Raw genomic sequence first — 14950 nt, forward strand, 5'->3', positions numbered from 1 at the left:
GTGGAAGGGCAGGGCACACGGTGCTTTCGTCGGCCGAAAAGAATCCAAAGCGATGTTTAGCACCGCGTGTGGTTGGCGGTAAGCCTGTCTCGCCGCAGTCGTCGAAGCCGCTTATGGTAGCCGCGATCAATGACCGGGATGACGCGATGAACGAGACCGCCAATCAGTTCAAGAAGGCGCCCAAGCGCAAAAAGGAAAAGGCCCGGAGCGTTTCCGTGTCACCGGAAATGCGCCAGGCCTATGCCGATTTGATCAAGGAGCGCGAAGAGCGCGAGGCCTATGCCCAGCATCTGCCCGCCGAGGGCGGCAAGCGCTGAGCACGGTTCTCGACCTCAGCGCTTCAGGGGACCGGCCTCGATCACGTCTTCCAGCGTCCGCAGGCCGGCGCGGGGAGCGTTGACGAGGCAGGCCATGTTGCCGGGCGGATGCTGGTTCTTCCACATCTTGGTGTGCGCCTGGGGGATCTTGTCCCACGGGAACACCTCGCTCATGCACGGGTCGATGCGCTGGTCCAGAACGAACTGGTTGGCGGCCGAGGCCTGCTTCAGGTGGGCGAAGTGCGAACCCTGAATGCGCTTCTGGCGCATCCAGACGTAGCGGGCATCGAAGGTGATGTTGAAGCCGGTGGTGCCGGCGCAGAACACCACCATGCCGCCGCGCTTCACAACGAGCGCCGAGACCGGGAAGGTCGCCTCGCCGGGATGCTCGAAGACGATGTCGACGTCGTTGCCCTTGCCGGTGATGTCCCAGATCGCCTTACCGAACTTGCGGGCTTCCTTGGTCCAGGCGTGGAATTCCGGCGAGTTCACCTTAGGCAGCTGACCCCAGCAATCGAAGTCCTTGCGGTTGATGACGCCCTTGGCACCGAGGCTCATCACGTAGTCGCGCTTCGACTCGTCCGAGATCACCGCGATGGCGTTCGCACCAGAGGCGGCGCAGAGTTGGACGCCGAACACGCCGAGACCGCCCGAGGCGCCCCAGATCAGCACGTTCTGGCCGGGTTTCACCGTATGGGGAGCGTGGCCGAACAGCATGCGGTAGGCGGTGGCGAGGGTCAGCGTGTAGCAGGCGCCTTCCTCCCAGGTGAGGTGCTGCGGCCGCTTCATCAGCTGGCGCGACTGCACCCGGCAGAACTGCGCGAACGAGCCGTCTGGGGTCTCGTAGCCCCAGATCCGCTGCGAGGGCGAGAACATCGGGTCGCCGCCGTTACATTCCTCGTCGTCACCGTCGTCGCGGTTACAATGGACGATGACCTCGTCGCCGACCTTCCAGCGCTTCACCTTGGCGCCCACGGCCCAGACGATGCCAGAGGCATCCGAACCGGCGATATGGTAATCGGCCTTGTGCACGTCGAAGGGGGAGATCGGCTCGCCGAGCCCGGCCCACACGCCGTTGTAGTTGATACCGGCGGCCATGACGTAGACCAGCACTTCGTCGTCGCCGATCTCCCAGGTCGGCACCACCTCGACCTGCATCGATTCCTCCGGCGGACCGTGACGCTCGCGCCGGATCGCCCAGGCATACATCTTCGCCGGAACGTGGCCGAGGGGCGGGATCTCGCCCAACTCGTAGAGGTCCTTGCCCTCGGTCGTATTCAAGGCCGCACTCGCCGACATCTTGGCTCTCCCGGTTATTCTTCTGAGCGACCCTATATCGACGAACCTGAACTGCTCCAAGGCCCCCTAAATGGCCATGACCCGTCACCACGCTTCCGCACCGGAGCCGTCGGCCGGGTCAATTTGTGTATTCAAAATATTGTTGCTTCAACAGACTGGCAAAGTCGGCGCATTCCGCATCGAAATCAATGCTTTAGAGCGACTTCGCATCTGCCTTGTCGTGCGGCGTCCTTTAATTCGCTTGATCCTGGCGTCTAGAATTTTTCGAAACATTCTGAGCCATGAGCCGAGAAGTCCGACCTTCGGCCAGATGACGGACGCCCGAGGCTTGGATAGGGTGCCGCACAATAAGCGCGAGATGGCGCGGCCGTTGGAATCGAGTGGAGTCAGTGGAATGAGCGCGAGTGCGACCGTCGCCGAGGTCAAGCGCGACAAGCCCTGGATCATCAGGACCTATGCCGGCCATTCCAACGCCAAGGAATCGAACGCCCTCTACCGGGGCAACCTCGCCAAGGGTCAGACCGGCCTGTCGGTGGCTTTCGATCTGCCGACCCAGACCGGCTACGATCCCGACCACGAACTGGCGCGCGGCGAGGTCGGCAAGGTCGGCGTGTCGATCGCGCATCTCGGCGACATGCGGGCGTTGTTCGATCAGATCCCGCTCTCGCAGATGAACACCTCGATGACGATCAACGCCACGGCGCCGTGGCTGCTGTCGCTCTATCTCGCGGTGGCCGAGGAGCAGGGCGTGCCTTTCGCCGGCCTCCAGGGCACCACTCAGAACGACATCATCAAGGAGTATCTCTCGCGCGGCACCTATGTATTCCCGCCCGCGCCCTCGCTTCGCCTGACCAAGGACGTGATCCTGTTCACGACCAAGGAAGTGCCGAAGTGGAACCCGATGAACGTGTGTTCCTACCACCTGCAGGAGGCCGGAGCGACGCCGGTGCAGGAGCTCTCCTACGCGCTGGCCATCGCCATCGCGGTGCTCGACACGGTGCGCGACGACCCCGATTTCGACGAGGCGAGCTTCGCCGACGTGTTCAGCCGCATCTCGTTCTTCGTGAATGCCGGCATGCGGTTCGTGACCGAGATCTGCAAGATGCGGGCGTTCTCGGAACTCTGGGACGAGATCGCCCAGGAGCGCTACGGCATCACCGACCCGAAGAAGCGCATTTTTCGCTATGGCGTTCAGGTCAACAGCCTAGGGCTCACCGAGCAGCAACCCGAGAACAACGTCCACCGCATCCTCATCGAGATGCTGGCCGTCACCCTGTCGAAACGCGCCCGCGCCCGTGCCGTGCAGTTGCCGGCCTGGAACGAGGCTCTCGGCCTGCCGCGCCCCTGGGACCAGCAATGGTCCATGCGCATGCAGCAGATCCTCGCCTTCGAGACCGACCTCCTCGAATACGACGACATCTTCGACGGGTCGAAGGTCATCGACGCCAAGGTCGAATCCCTCAAGGAAGAGACCCGCGCGGCGCTCAAGGAGATCGGCGGGATCGGCGGCGCGGTGGCGGCGGTCGAGACCGGGGCGCTGAAGCGCGCCCTCGTGGAATCCAACGCCAAGCGCATCTCGGCCATCGAGGCCGGCGATCAGGTCGTCGTCGGCGTCAACAAGTTCCAGGCCGGTGAGCCCTCACCCCTCACGGCCGGGGAGGGCGCCATCTTCACGGTCTCCGAGACGGTGGAGATGGAAGCCGAGCAGCGCATCCGCGACTGGCGGGCCAAGCGTGACGGCAAGGCCGTGGAGAAGGCCCTCGACGAGCTCGAAGCCGCCGCGCGCTCGGGCGCCAACATCATGCCGGTCTCGATCGCGGCGGCGAAGGCCGGCGTCACCACCGGCGAATGGGGCACGCGCCTGCGCCAGGTCTTCGGCGAATACCGTGCCCCCACCGGCGTCAGCCTCGAGACGATCTCCTCGGGTGCCGCCGAGGACGCCAAGCTCCTCATCGCCGATCTCGGCGAGCGCCTGGGCGAGACGCCCAAGCTCGTCGTCGGCAAGCCCGGCCTCGACGGCCATTCGAACGGCGCCGAGCAGATCGCGCTTCGTGCCCGCGACGTCGGGTTCGACGTGACCTATGACGGCATCCGCCAGACCCCGGCCGAGATCGTGGCGAAAGCCAAGGAGACCGGCGCCCACGTGGTCGGCCTGTCGATCCTGTCCGGCAGCCACGTTCCGCTGGTGCGCGACGTGAAGGCGAAGATGCGGGAAGCCGGCCTCGACCACGTCCCCCTCGTCGTCGGCGGCATCATCTCGCCGGAGGACGAACTCGTGCTCAAGAACATGGGCGTCACGGCGGTCTACACGCCGAAGGACTACATCCTCGACACGATCATGATCGGCATCGCCAAGGTGGTGGGCCGCGCCCTCGACAAGCGCGCCGCCGAGAAGGCGGATGCCGCCGCCGGGATCGGCGGCTCCTCCGTCAGGGGTGGTGAGACGGTATTCTAGCGCCGCATATTCCTCTCCGATTTGGGGGAGGGCGTCTGCGAAACGGGTGGGGGAGAGGTGCCGGTCCCGAGCACGGGGCACTTCTCTCCCGAGGTGAGGCGAAGTACGGCGTGCGCACGACCCGTCGACACCAGCGGAACCTCACACGACAATGCCCTTCGCGCCGCTCGTCGCCGTACCGCTGGCTGCCGGCCTCAGCGCGGTCCTGATTGTCCTTCTGAAACCACTCCTGCAGCGATACGCCCTTGCGCGTCCGATCGCTCGGTCGAGCCACAGCGTCCCGACGCCCCAGGGTGCGGGCATCGCCATCGTCCTGGCGATCCTTGCCGCCTGCGGGCTCCTTGCGTCGCTGACACCGCCGATGCCGGACGCGATGGAAGCCCTGGTCCTGGCTCACGCGACCCTGATCCTCGCCGTGGTCGGCGCCGTGGACGACATCCGGCCGCTGCCGGCCTCCCTCCGGCTCGGTCTCCAGACGCTCGTCGTGGCAGCTCTCGTCCTGTCCGTGGATGGCCGGCTGCTCCCGGACGTGCCGCTCGCCGCCGAACGGGCTTTCGCGGTCCTGGCCGGCGTGTGGTTCGTGAACCTCACGAACTTCATGGACGGTCTCGACTGGATGACGGTCTCGGCCATGGTGCCGGTCACCGGCGCGCTCATGCTCCTCGGACTCGTCGGCGGTCTGCCGCCGTTGCCGACCCTCGTCGCCGCATCCCTCCTCGGTGCGTTGATCGGATTCGCGCCCTTCAATCGCCCGGTGGCCCGCCTGTTCCTGGGCGATGTCGGCTCCCTTCCCATCGGCCTTCTCGTGGCGTGGCTTCTGTATCGGTTGAGCCTGCAGGGCGGGCTGGCGGCCGCCATCCTGCTTCCGCTCTACTACCTGGCCGATGCCACGCTGACGCTGCTGCGCCGTGCCACCAAGGGCGAGCCAGTCTGGCAGGCGCATCGCAGCCATTTCTACCAGCGCGCCACCACGAACGGCTTCTCGGTGATGGAGGTCGTCACCCGGGTCTTCCTGCTCGACGTCGCCCTGGCGATCCTTGCGGGGGCGACCTTGCTTTGGCCGTCCCCGCTCGTCACGCTCATTGCAATGAGCGCGGGCACGGCCCTCGTCGCCCTGGTGCTGCGGCAGTTCTCGACGATGCAAAGAGGAAAAGCCCCTTGAGCGGAAACGTCATCGCGCTCACCGGTGCCACCGGCTTCATCGGCCGCCACCTGCTGCGCTCCCTATCCGATCAGGGCTACCGGGTCCGGGTGCTTCTGCGCCGCCCGGTCGAGCTGCCCCCCGGCGCCAGCGGGGCCGTGGTGGGCGATTTGAGCCGTCCCATGAACATGGCGGCGGCGTTGTCCGGCGTCGACGCCATCGTTCATTCCGCTGGCCTCGCCCATGCCATGTCCGGCACGCCGGAGGACGATTATCGCTCTTCGAACATCGAGGCGACGCGACGTCTCGCCGAAGCCGCAGCCAAGGCGCGGGTCGGGCGCTTCGTGTTTCTCTCCTCGATCAGGGCACAGACGGGAATCAGCGCGGCGGGAGCCATCACTGAAAACGATCGGCCAAATCCCACGGATGCCTATGGCCGCTCGAAACTCGCCGCCGAGGCAGCCCTGGCCGAGATCGGGATCGACTGGGTCGCCCTGCGTCCGGTCCTCGTCTACGGCGCGGGGGTGAAGGGCAACATGGCAGCACTCCTGCGGCTCGCACGCACGCCCTATCCCCTGCCGTTCGCGAGTCTGACGGGGCGCCGGTCGCTGATCTCGGTGGAGAACCTGTCGGCCGCCATCGTCACGGTCTTGCGTCACCGAGGGCCGCTCGGCCGTTCCCTGGTGGCGGCCGAACCCGACGCGCTCAGATTGCCCGAGATGATCGCTGCGTTGAGGGCGGGCCTGGGCCGGCGCGCCGGTCTCGTTCCCTGTCCGCCGAGCCTGCTCGGCCTGGCCTGCCGGGTGACGGGTCGGGGAGAGGTCTTCGAGCGCCTGTCGGGGGATCTCGTAGCATGTTCCGACGGGCTGTCGGCGCTGGGGTGGACGCCCGCTCAGACCTCCTCCGAAGGGCTCGCCGCCCTGTCCCGCGGCGATACGGCAGCTTAAGCCGGCACGGTCACCGGGGCCGGCTTCGGCTCGGGGACGCATTTCGGCCGGTTGCGATAATCCGGAATGGCGGTCTCGAACACCAGGTCGGCGGCGGCCCTGTCATGGGTCTCCACCGCCCGCTTCAACGCCGCGATCCAGCTTTCCAACACGGACCTGTCGGCGAAGACGGGCTTGGCTGCCATGACGCCGTCGATCCCGTCGAGGGCGACACGCGGCTCCTCGCGGGCGAACAGGATCTCGTTCAGGCGCTCTCCCGGCCGCGATCCGGTGAAGACCACCTCGATATCCTCGCCGGGCTCGAATCCGGCGAGCCGGATCATGCGCTCGGCGAGATCGAGAATGCGCACGGGCTGGCCCATCTTCAGCACGTAGACCGCCGCACGCTGGTCGGATTCGGGGGTGGTCAGGGAGAGGCAGCGTCCCTCGCGGTCGCCGTGGGAGGCGGCGGTGAGAACGAGGTCGGCGGCCTCGCGCACGGTCATGAAATAGCGCACCATCTCCGCATCGGTGACGGTGACCGGGCCGCCCCGCGCGATCTGCGCCTTGAACACCGGGACCACCGACCCAACGGAGCCCAGCACGTTGCCGAACCGCACCGCGATCAGCCGGGTCGGCTTTTCCTGCGGCGCGACGGCCTGCTCGGCATCGAGAGCCTGAGCCACCATCTCCGCCAGCCGCTTGGTGACGCCGAGTTGGGAGACCGGCTCGATGGCCTTGTCGGTGGAGATCATCACCATGGCGCGGGCGCGGGCGGCGACCGTCGCATCCGCCACGTTGATGGAACCGAGGACGTTGGTCTTGATGCCCTCGGGCCAGTCCCGCTCCAGATACGGCACCTGCTTCAGGGCAGCGGCGTGGAACACGTAATCCGGCCGGAAGTCGGCGAAGACGCCGTGCAGACGCTCCCGGTCGCGGATGTCGCACAGAGCGCCGGTCACATCTGCCGCCGCGATGGCTGGCTGGCTCAGGATGCCGTGGAGGGCCGGCTCGGAATTTTCCACGACTAGGACCGAAGCCGCGCCGAAGGCGACGGCCCGGGCGACGATCTCCGAACCGATCGAGCCGCCACCGCCGGTGACGATGACGCGCGTTCCCTTGAGGAATCGCTCCAGGCGCGGCCGGTCGATGGAAACGGTGGGCCGAAGGAGCAGGTCCTCGATCTCCAGGGGCGCCAGTTCGGCATCGCGCATCCCCTCGCCGAGACTCGTGACCCGAGAGAGCGGGACGCCGAGGCGCCGGGCGCGGGCGATCAGGTCGTCGGGGCCGGCCTCGGGCGTCAGGGCGTTGGGCACGGCGACGAGGCGGCGCACGGGAGATCCCTCGGCGGCGAGGTTCGCGACGACGCGTTCGAGGTCCGAAAATCCACCCAGCACGGGGATGCCGCGCATGATCTGTCCGGTCTCGTTGCTGCGCGGCGACAGGATGCCCTTGGGGGACAGGTGTCGCACCGAGCCCGCTTCGATGGCCCGAAGGAGAAGCTCGATATCCCTGCCGCGTCCCAGCAGCAGCGTCGGGGTCGTGGCGCCGCGAGCCTGGCTCTGCCGCGAGCGGGAATATTTCAGGTAGCGGAAGGCGAGCCGGGTGCCGCCCAACAGGAAGATCTGCAGCACCCAATACAGGGCGATGGCGATCTTTCCGAAGAAGTAGAAACCGTACATGCTCGCGGAAACGAGCACGTAATCGACCACGAGAAGAGTCAGGGCAAGCACGCTCGCCGCACGTACGATCCCGGCAAGATCGGGGAGCGAGGCGAAGCGCCACTTGGTTCGGTAGAGCTTGAACCAGCTGTAGACCAGCGCGGCGAAGCCGACGAAAGGCGGCAGAAGAATCGGGAGCGCGTGCAAGCGTTCGGAGAGCAACTCACCGTTGAACCGAAAGACGAAGGTGAGGGTCACGGCCAGGACGGTCGCCACGCAATCGTGGACCACCATCACCGCCGACTTGTAGATGCGCTGCTTCATGGGCTCCGGGCCGGGCGCGGTATCGGCGACGGGATGCCTCTCTGTCAACGCATCCGCGAACCGAGAAGCCGCCCATCAAGTCAAGGACTGCACCGCACGCCTGACCGCATCGTCGGTTTCGTCCAAGTCCGGCGCGTCGATGTGCCGATACCGTGCCTGGATGAGACCGAACACGCCGAAAGCGAGATGACCCGCCGCAACGACGCCGAGGAGAGCCGCACCATAGGGTTGGGACCGCAGGGCCGAGAAGGCGCCGGCCAGACCCTTTACCTCCGAGGAGGCCTGGTACCAGGCAGCGACGATGACGAAGCCGCCGATGATGAGGAACGCGATCCCGCGAGCGCCATAACCGAACTGGCCGAGCGGCTTGACCCATCGGCAATGGGCTTCGTCAAGGGCGAGTCGATCCGTGACATCGCCCTTCCAGGCCTTCACCAGAAAGGCGATCCCGCCGCCGATGATTCCGAGGCCGATCAGGCCGACGAGCCAGGGACCGAACGGCTTCGCCAGGAGCCAGGCGGTCCAGTCCTGCAAGCCGTCGCCGCCACCCGCTCTTCGGCCCAGGCCGAGGGCAAGGCTCGCCGCCGTGATGCCGAGGCCGGCCGCGACGATGCCACTGCCAAAATGGGCCAGACGAACCACGATCCCCTTCGCCGAAGTCCCATGGCGGTCGGCGTCGGTAACGGATTCGACGAGGCGCCAGGTCGCGAAGCCGAACAGACCCAAAGCGATAAGGCCGACGAGGATCACCCCGAACGGGCCGAGGAAGACCCAGCGGATCGCACTCTCGCTGTCGCCCGCTCGACCGCCTTGGCCCAGTGCCGCGAGAAGCGCCAGCCCGCCGACGATGCAGTAGACGATGCCTCGCGCACCGAACCCCATGCGCGCCAGACGCTCGATGGTATTGCGGCCCAGTCGATTCACGAGGTGACCTTCACGATGGCGTGCTTCGGAGACGGCTGGATGTGCCGTACCATTCTCAACGCCGATCGGGCTCGGACCGCTCCGGCATGGCCCTCACTTCATTGCCGGCGCGAGACCCGCTCCTCCTACTCGTTCGAACGCGTCGTCTTCCCGGCGAGGGCCACATAGAATCCGAGGCCGTCTCCGGCCGGAAGGGTCTGGAGCCTGTCGACGATCCCCTTGCGCTTCGCGTCGAGCAACAGCCGCCCAACGGGCTGGAACAGGGTCTCTCCGCCGCCGTCCGGCGGGGGATCGAAGCGGATCGCCACGGTCTTGCCTTTGCCGAAGCGACTGCGCTCCAGCATGTCGTTCAAGGATGCTTCGGCCGTTGGACGATTCGTCCCGCGCAGGTCGAGAACGGATTCCGCATCGGTGACTCCCAGAGAGCCGCGCAGCTTGTCGGCGTAGAAATCTTCAAAGTGGGGCAAGGGCAGGACCTGACGCGGCGAGGGCGAGGAGAGGCTCAGAGGGGCAGTCCGGTATAGAGGGCGCCGACCGGCACGGCGCCACCGAGTTCGGGAAGGACGAGACTGTCGTCGCGATACAGGGCCTCCACCGTCCAGCTCCCCGCCTCGGTCCGGCGCCAGGCCTCGCCTCTGACCTCGTCCTGCGAAACGATGAGGAAGGTCCGCAGGCTCGGCACAGAGCAGTAGAAATCGGTCTTGCGGCCGCGATCGAGACTCGTCGTGCTCGGGGACGGAACCTCGGCCACCAGCAGAGGGTCGCTGGTATAGCCGTCCTGACCCACTGGGCCGCGGGTCACGACGATGTCGGGGATCGGCGCGAAATCGTCCATCGCCGCGCTGAGCACACCGAGGCCGGGAAGCGCGTTGCAGCCCCGGCGTTCCGCGAGCTCGTCGAGGCGCCGGATCAGGTTGGAAACGATGCACTGATGGCGCGCGGTGGGCGGCGACATCGGCAGGGCTATGCCGTCGATCAGTTCCCAGCGTTCCTCGTCGGGCCGGGGCTCGGCCCAGGGGCGGAACTCGGCGACGGTCATGCGGGTATCGCGGCGCGCGGCGTCGGCCATGGCGGGGGCTCCCGATCGGATACGGGATGGTAGCATCCCGCCGGAACCCTGCAACATCCGTGCAGAGCAAGCCGCTATGCAGTCGTGCTCGGACGGTATCCCGAGGCTCCACAGCGCGGCCTGGGGAAAGACGTGGCGTTGGTCCTCGCCGACCATGGCCTGACCCTCGGCGCCAAGCAGAGGGCACGGAGCGCGGGGAGTACGATCCCGCGCCCCGTTCGTCCGTTCAGCTTTGAACGAGGACGTTCCGGAACTGCCAGGGGTCGGTCTCGTCGATGTTTTCGGGGAACAGGCCCGGACGGCCGGTGAGCGGCGTCCAGTCGGTGTACACGCCGACGACAGGGCCGAGATACGGCATCTGGACTTCGAGGCAGCGGCGGAAATCCATCTCGTCGGCCTCGACGATGCCGGCTTCCGGGTTCTCCAGAGCCCAGACCATGCCCGCGAGCACGGCCGAGGTCACCTGAAGGCCGGTGGCGTTCTGGTAGGGCGCGATGCGGCGGGTCTCCTCGATGGAGAGCTGCGAGCCGAACCAATAGGCGTTCTTCTCGTGGCCGTAGAGGAGCACGCCGAGTTCGTCGATCCCATCGACGATCTCGTTCTCGTCGAGAATGTGGTGCTTCTCCTGCACCTCGGCGGCCTTGCCGAACATCTCGTGGAGCGAGAGCACGGCGTCGTTGCAGGGGTGGTAGGCGTAGTGACAGGTCGGGCGGTAGGCGGCGCGCTCGCCCTCCAGAACCGTGTAGTAATCGGAGATCGACACGGCCTCGTTATGCGTCACCAGGAAGCCGAACTGGCTCTGGGCGGTCGGCGTCCACGAGCGAACGCGGGTGTCGGCGCCGGGCTGGAGTAGGTAGATCGCGCAGCGCGAGCCCTTCTCCTGGTCGCGGGCATTGTCCGGGCGCCAGGTCTCGTGGGTGCCCCAGCCGAGCTCGGCCGGCTGGTTGCCCTCGGAGACGAAGCCTTCCACCGACCAGGTGTTGACGAACACGCCCATGGGCTTCGGGCCCTTGGCGCGCTGGGTGTCGCGCTCGGCGATATGGATGCCCTTGACGCCGACCTCGCGCATGAGCGCCGCCCACTCGTCCCGGGTCTTCGGCTCGGGCGTGGTCAGGCCGAGATCGGAGGCGACGTTGAGAAGCCCCTGCTTGACGAACCAGGAGACCATGCCGGGATTGGCGCCGCAGCACGAGACGGCGGTGGTGCCGCCGGGATTGGCGGCGCGCGCATCGAGGATATCCTGGCGCAGGGCGTAGTTGGTGCGGTCGCCCTGGCTCTTGGACTTGTCGAAGTAGAAACCGGGCCAGGGCTCGGCGACGGTGTCGATGTAGAAGGCGCCGAGCTCGCGGCACAATTCCATGATGGCGCGGGAATAGGTGTCCACGGACACGTTCACGCAGAAGCCCTGCCCGCCGCCCTCGGTGAGGAGGGGCGTGAGGACCTCGCGGTAATTGTCCTTGGTCAGCGCCACCTGCTCGAAGCGCAGGCCATGCTGATCGGCCAGGGACTTGTGCGCATCCGAGGGCTCGACGACGGTGAAGCGCGCCTTGTCGTATTCGAAATGACGCTCGATGAGCGGAAGGGTCCCGCGACCGATCGAGCCGAAGCCGATCATCACGATGGGACCGCTGATGCGGCCGTGGACGGGCCAGGAGGTGGCGGCTTCGGTCATGCGGGCAATCCTTCTTCTCGGCCCCGCTCGAACTCACGAGCGAGGCACGTCCTTAGTCGGCGGAAATGACGCTCAGGCGACGGGCTAGTGGCCGGTCGAGGGCGTGCGGTCAACCACGTCGTCGCCTACCGCCTCGTGGACCACGAGAGGCCCAAGCGGGAAGATCATTAACATGACGTTACGTCGACACATGATTCAGACGCGGGTCGCCGTCCCGTTGGATGCCGTTGCGAACGGTCGGCGCCGCACCGATATTGCGATGCAACAAACACGGCATAGACACACCTGAAGGGACGGAAAACGCCAGAACGCCAAATGACGGAGTTCCTATGTTATCCTTGTTTATCGCAAACACCCCCGCGCCGGCCGAAGAGCCGATCGATCGCGATCCCGGCGTCATCACCCTCGCTGCGGCCCTGATCCGCGCCGTGCGCCGCCAGCACGATGCAGCCTTCCGCCGCCGTTGCGACCAGGCGACGACCACCACCGCCATCTAGCGCTCACGCCGCCTGTCGTCGTGCATCCAATCCCTCCAGACAGGCAGCCTCTTCGAGGGTGCCTGAGGCGGAGAGAATGCCGCTCGCCCCGTCGAGTGCGCCCTTGCGGAGATTGAGACCGAGGAACCGTGCCCGTTCGAACGGGCCGGGCATGGACAGCCCGGTCATCAGATCACCGGTAAAACCAAAACGGGCGTAATACGGCGCATCGCCCATGAGGACGATGGCGCTGTGACCGAGGGCGCGCGCCCTGCCGATGGAGGCCCACATCAGGGTGCTGCCGAGGCCGTGGCCCCGAAGCGAGGGATCGACGGCGAGCGGCCCCAACAGCAGGGCAGGCCGCCCAAGCCCTGCCTCCACGTGCCACAAACGAACGGTGCCGACGACACGGCCGCTCAGTTCCGCGGTCAGTGCCAGACCGTTGGCAGGCATGCGTCCTTCGCGCAGACGCTCGGACGTCTTGAGGAATCGCGCCGGGCCGAAACAGGTATCGAGCAGCTGCTCCCGAGCCGATAGATCGGTCGGCCGTTCGTCGCGAATTTCGATCAAGGCCATGCCCTTTCCCAGATCCTGCCGGGTAACCCAACTGACGTGACGGCGGGCGGTTCTGCGCCGGAGATGGGCGACGGAACCGTCCGCGTCCGCTACCGAACGACCATGGAGCCGTTCGGCCGACGATGATATCGCGGTCAGATGACGTATTGCTGAAGGGGCGGGAACCCATTGAACGCCACCGCCGCATAGGTGGTGGTGTAGGCCCCGGCTCCTTCGATCAGCACCTTGTCGCCGATGGAAAGCGAGACGGGGAGCGGGTAGGGCACCTTCTCGTAGAGCACATCCGCGGAATCGCAGGTCGGCCCGGCGAGCACGCAGGGAGACATGCGATCCTCGTCGTGCTCGGTGCGGATCGCGTAGCGGATCGACTCGTCCATGGTCTCGGCGAGCCCGCCGAACTTGCCGATGTCGAGATAGACCCAGCGGATCTCGTCCTCGGCATCGGACTTCTTCGAGACCAGGATCACCTCGGCCTCGATCATGCCGGCATTGCCGACCATGCCGCGACCGGGCTCGATGATGGTTTCGGGCAGCTGGTTGCCGAAATGCTTGGTGAGCGCGCGGAAGATCGCGTCTCCGTAGGATTCAACCCCCGGCACGGCCTTGAGATACTTGGTGGGAAAGCCGCCGCCGAGATTGACCATGGACAAGGCGATGCCGCGATCGGCGCATTCGCGGAAGATCGTGGAGGCGGAGGCGAGCGCCCCGTCCCAGGCTTCGATGTTGCCCTGCTGCGAGCCTACATGGAACGACACGCCATAGGCGTGCAGGCCCTGGCGGCAGGCATGCTCGAGCACGTCGACGGCCATCTCCGGCACGCAGCCGAACTTACGCGACAGGGGCCATTCGGCGCCTGCACCGTCGCAGAGGATGCGGCAGAACACCTGGACCTCGCCGGCTTCGATACCGGCCGCATCGGCGGCGCGGGAAATCTTCTCGACCTCGGCCTCGCAATCGACGGCGAACAGGCGCACGCCGAGTTTGAGCGCGCGACCGATGCAGCGCTCCTTCTTGATGGTGTTGCCGAAGGAAATCCGGTCGGCCGTGGCGCCGGAGGCAAGCGCCATCTCCACCTCGACCACGGAGGCCGTGTCGAAGCAGGAGCCCATCTCGGCGAGCAGACGCAGCACTTCCGGAGCCGGGTTCGCCTTCACCGCGTAGAAGACGCGGGTATCGGGCAGCGCGCGGGCGAAGGCCGTGAAGTTGTCGCGCACGACATCGAGGTCTAGCACCATCACCGGGCCTTCGTCCTGGCCCATGTCACGGCGAGCGCGCAGAAAATCGCGGATACGATCGGTCATGGTCGTTCCAACCCACAGGTTCGCGAGCGCCCGTTCGTGGGGCGCGCTGTCGAAATCGGGACGGCGATCAGCCGTCCGGCGTCGGGGGGCGATGCAACGCGATGGGCGGCGTGCTTTGGAGACACGTCGTCGACCGCGGGCGCATCAGCACCCGGAAGCTGCCGTGGATTGGAAGGGAGATCCCCACCGCACGCCGGGCAAAGAGAAACAAGCCTCTTCGGTGCCGGCCTTTGGAGGGCCGACGAGACCAAAAAAGCCCGTTCGTCGTTGCTTTAAGCTGCGTCCCCCGTGGAGAGCGGGGTTCGCCGGTTTCGCCTCCGGCTGCCGGTTGTTGTCGGGGTCCGGTGTTGCCACCTGGATGCCGGCCGGAGGGAATCCACCCTGTCGACCATCGATCCTTTAAGACCCCTGGCGGCTGTCCGGCAGTTGGCCGGATGCCCACCAACCGACACGCGGCCACAGGCACGTGCGAAATTGGGCAAGGCGCATATACGTCTCATGCGACTCCGCAACAAGGAAAAACGGTCCCGAGCCCGCAAAAACACCGCCGTTCCCCGGCATTGTGGCCGCGAAGGCTCACTCCATCGCGCGAGCTCTTTTCAAGGCGCCGCGAACGGGTCATTGAGCAAGCGGTTTTCATGCTGATCGAACCATTCCAATCCGCTTCCTCATCCTGAGGTCCCGGAGTGCTGCGGAGGCCTCGAAGGAGGGCTCCAGCACGCATGGCGGCCTCTGGAGGGTTCCTTCGAGGCCCGCCGAGACGGGCACCTCAGGATGAGGCGGCTGGATGGGACCGTGCGGGGAAGCCC

The 14950-nt window shown here is 66.4% G+C and carries 13 protein-coding genes; 5 read left to right on the forward strand and 8 right to left on the reverse strand.

What is annotated here, in order from left to right; all coding sequences use genetic code 11:
- Nucleotides 1-146 precede the first annotated feature (146 nt).
- Nucleotides 147-317, forward strand: a complete 171-nt coding sequence (locus ASF08_RS25345; protein ID WP_187273293.1) for a hypothetical protein — start codon at nucleotides 147-149, stop codon at nucleotides 315-317.
- Nucleotides 318-332: 15 nt separating this feature from the next.
- On the opposite strand, the gene ccrA is transcribed toward ASF08_RS25345, so the two are convergent.
- A complete protein-coding gene (ccrA, locus tag ASF08_RS13070; RefSeq protein WP_018042359.1) occupies nucleotides 333-1616 on the reverse strand; it encodes a crotonyl-CoA carboxylase/reductase in 1284 nt (427 codons plus the stop codon).
- A gap of 394 nt (nucleotides 1617-2010) precedes the next feature.
- On the opposite strand from ccrA, the gene ASF08_RS13075 reads away from it, so the two are divergent.
- The 3 genes from ASF08_RS13075 (at nucleotide 2011) to ASF08_RS13085 (ending at nucleotide 6159) form a co-directional block, all read left to right on the forward strand.
- Nucleotides 2011-4071 (forward strand): protein meaA, encoded by a 2061-nt coding sequence (locus tag ASF08_RS13075; protein WP_056145927.1) that lies wholly within the window; start codon nucleotides 2011-2013, stop codon nucleotides 4069-4071.
- Nucleotides 4072-4222: 151 nt separating this feature from the next.
- Complete coding sequence (locus ASF08_RS13080) at nucleotides 4223-5233, forward strand: MraY family glycosyltransferase (protein WP_056145931.1); 1011 nt, start codon at nucleotides 4223-4225, stop codon at nucleotides 5231-5233.
- A complete protein-coding gene (locus ASF08_RS13085) occupies nucleotides 5230-6159 on the forward strand; it encodes an NAD-dependent epimerase/dehydratase family protein (protein WP_056145937.1) in 930 nt (309 codons plus the stop codon). The genes ASF08_RS13080 and ASF08_RS13085 overlap by 4 nt, the downstream gene beginning before the upstream one ends.
- On the opposite strand, the gene ASF08_RS13090 is transcribed toward ASF08_RS13085, so the two are convergent.
- The 5 genes from ASF08_RS13090 to ASF08_RS13110 form a co-directional block, all read right to left on the reverse strand.
- Nucleotides 6156-8123: an SDR family NAD(P)-dependent oxidoreductase gene (locus ASF08_RS13090; RefSeq protein WP_056145940.1), complete on the reverse strand. Its 1968-nt coding sequence runs from the start codon at nucleotides 8121-8123 to the stop codon at nucleotides 6156-6158. The genes ASF08_RS13085 and ASF08_RS13090 overlap by 4 nt on opposite strands.
- A 75-nt stretch (nucleotides 8124-8198) precedes the next feature.
- Nucleotides 8199-9005 carry a DUF1206 domain-containing protein gene (locus ASF08_RS13095; protein WP_056146547.1) on the reverse strand — a complete coding sequence of 269 codons (807 nt, stop codon included), beginning with the start codon at nucleotides 9003-9005 and terminating at the stop codon, nucleotides 8199-8201.
- A gap of 167 nt (nucleotides 9006-9172) precedes the next feature.
- On the reverse strand, nucleotides 9173-9514 hold the full coding sequence (locus tag ASF08_RS13100) for a hypothetical protein (RefSeq protein ID WP_056145942.1): 342 nt from the start codon (nucleotides 9512-9514) through the stop codon (nucleotides 9173-9175).
- A 35-nt stretch (nucleotides 9515-9549) separates the two neighbouring features.
- Complete coding sequence (locus tag ASF08_RS13105; protein WP_056145945.1) at nucleotides 9550-10116, reverse strand: Uma2 family endonuclease; 567 nt, start codon at nucleotides 10114-10116, stop codon at nucleotides 9550-9552.
- A 226-nt stretch (nucleotides 10117-10342) separates the two neighbouring features.
- A complete protein-coding gene (locus ASF08_RS13110) occupies nucleotides 10343-11788 on the reverse strand; it encodes a homospermidine synthase (RefSeq protein WP_056145948.1) in 1446 nt (481 codons plus the stop codon).
- Nucleotides 11789-12126: 338 nt separating this feature from the next.
- Between ASF08_RS13110 and ASF08_RS25185 the strand changes: the two genes are divergently transcribed.
- On the forward strand, nucleotides 12127-12285 hold the full coding sequence (locus ASF08_RS25185; protein WP_162238958.1) for a hypothetical protein: 159 nt from the start codon (nucleotides 12127-12129) through the stop codon (nucleotides 12283-12285).
- 3 nt (nucleotides 12286-12288) lie between these two features.
- Here the strand turns inward: ASF08_RS25185 and ASF08_RS13115 are convergent, their stop codons facing one another.
- Nucleotides 12289-12834, reverse strand: coding sequence for a GNAT family N-acetyltransferase (locus ASF08_RS13115; protein ID WP_056146549.1), 546 nt, complete (start codon nucleotides 12832-12834; stop codon nucleotides 12289-12291).
- A gap of 140 nt (nucleotides 12835-12974) precedes the next feature.
- Nucleotides 12975-14141 (reverse strand): type III PLP-dependent enzyme, encoded by a 1167-nt coding sequence (locus ASF08_RS13120; protein WP_056145951.1) that lies wholly within the window; start codon nucleotides 14139-14141, stop codon nucleotides 12975-12977.
- Between the last annotated feature and the right edge of the window lie 809 nt (nucleotides 14142-14950).

This window comes from Methylobacterium sp. Leaf85 (assembly GCF_001422125.1).
Taxonomy (GTDB): Bacteria; Pseudomonadota; Alphaproteobacteria; order Rhizobiales; family Beijerinckiaceae; genus Methylobacterium; species Methylobacterium bullatum.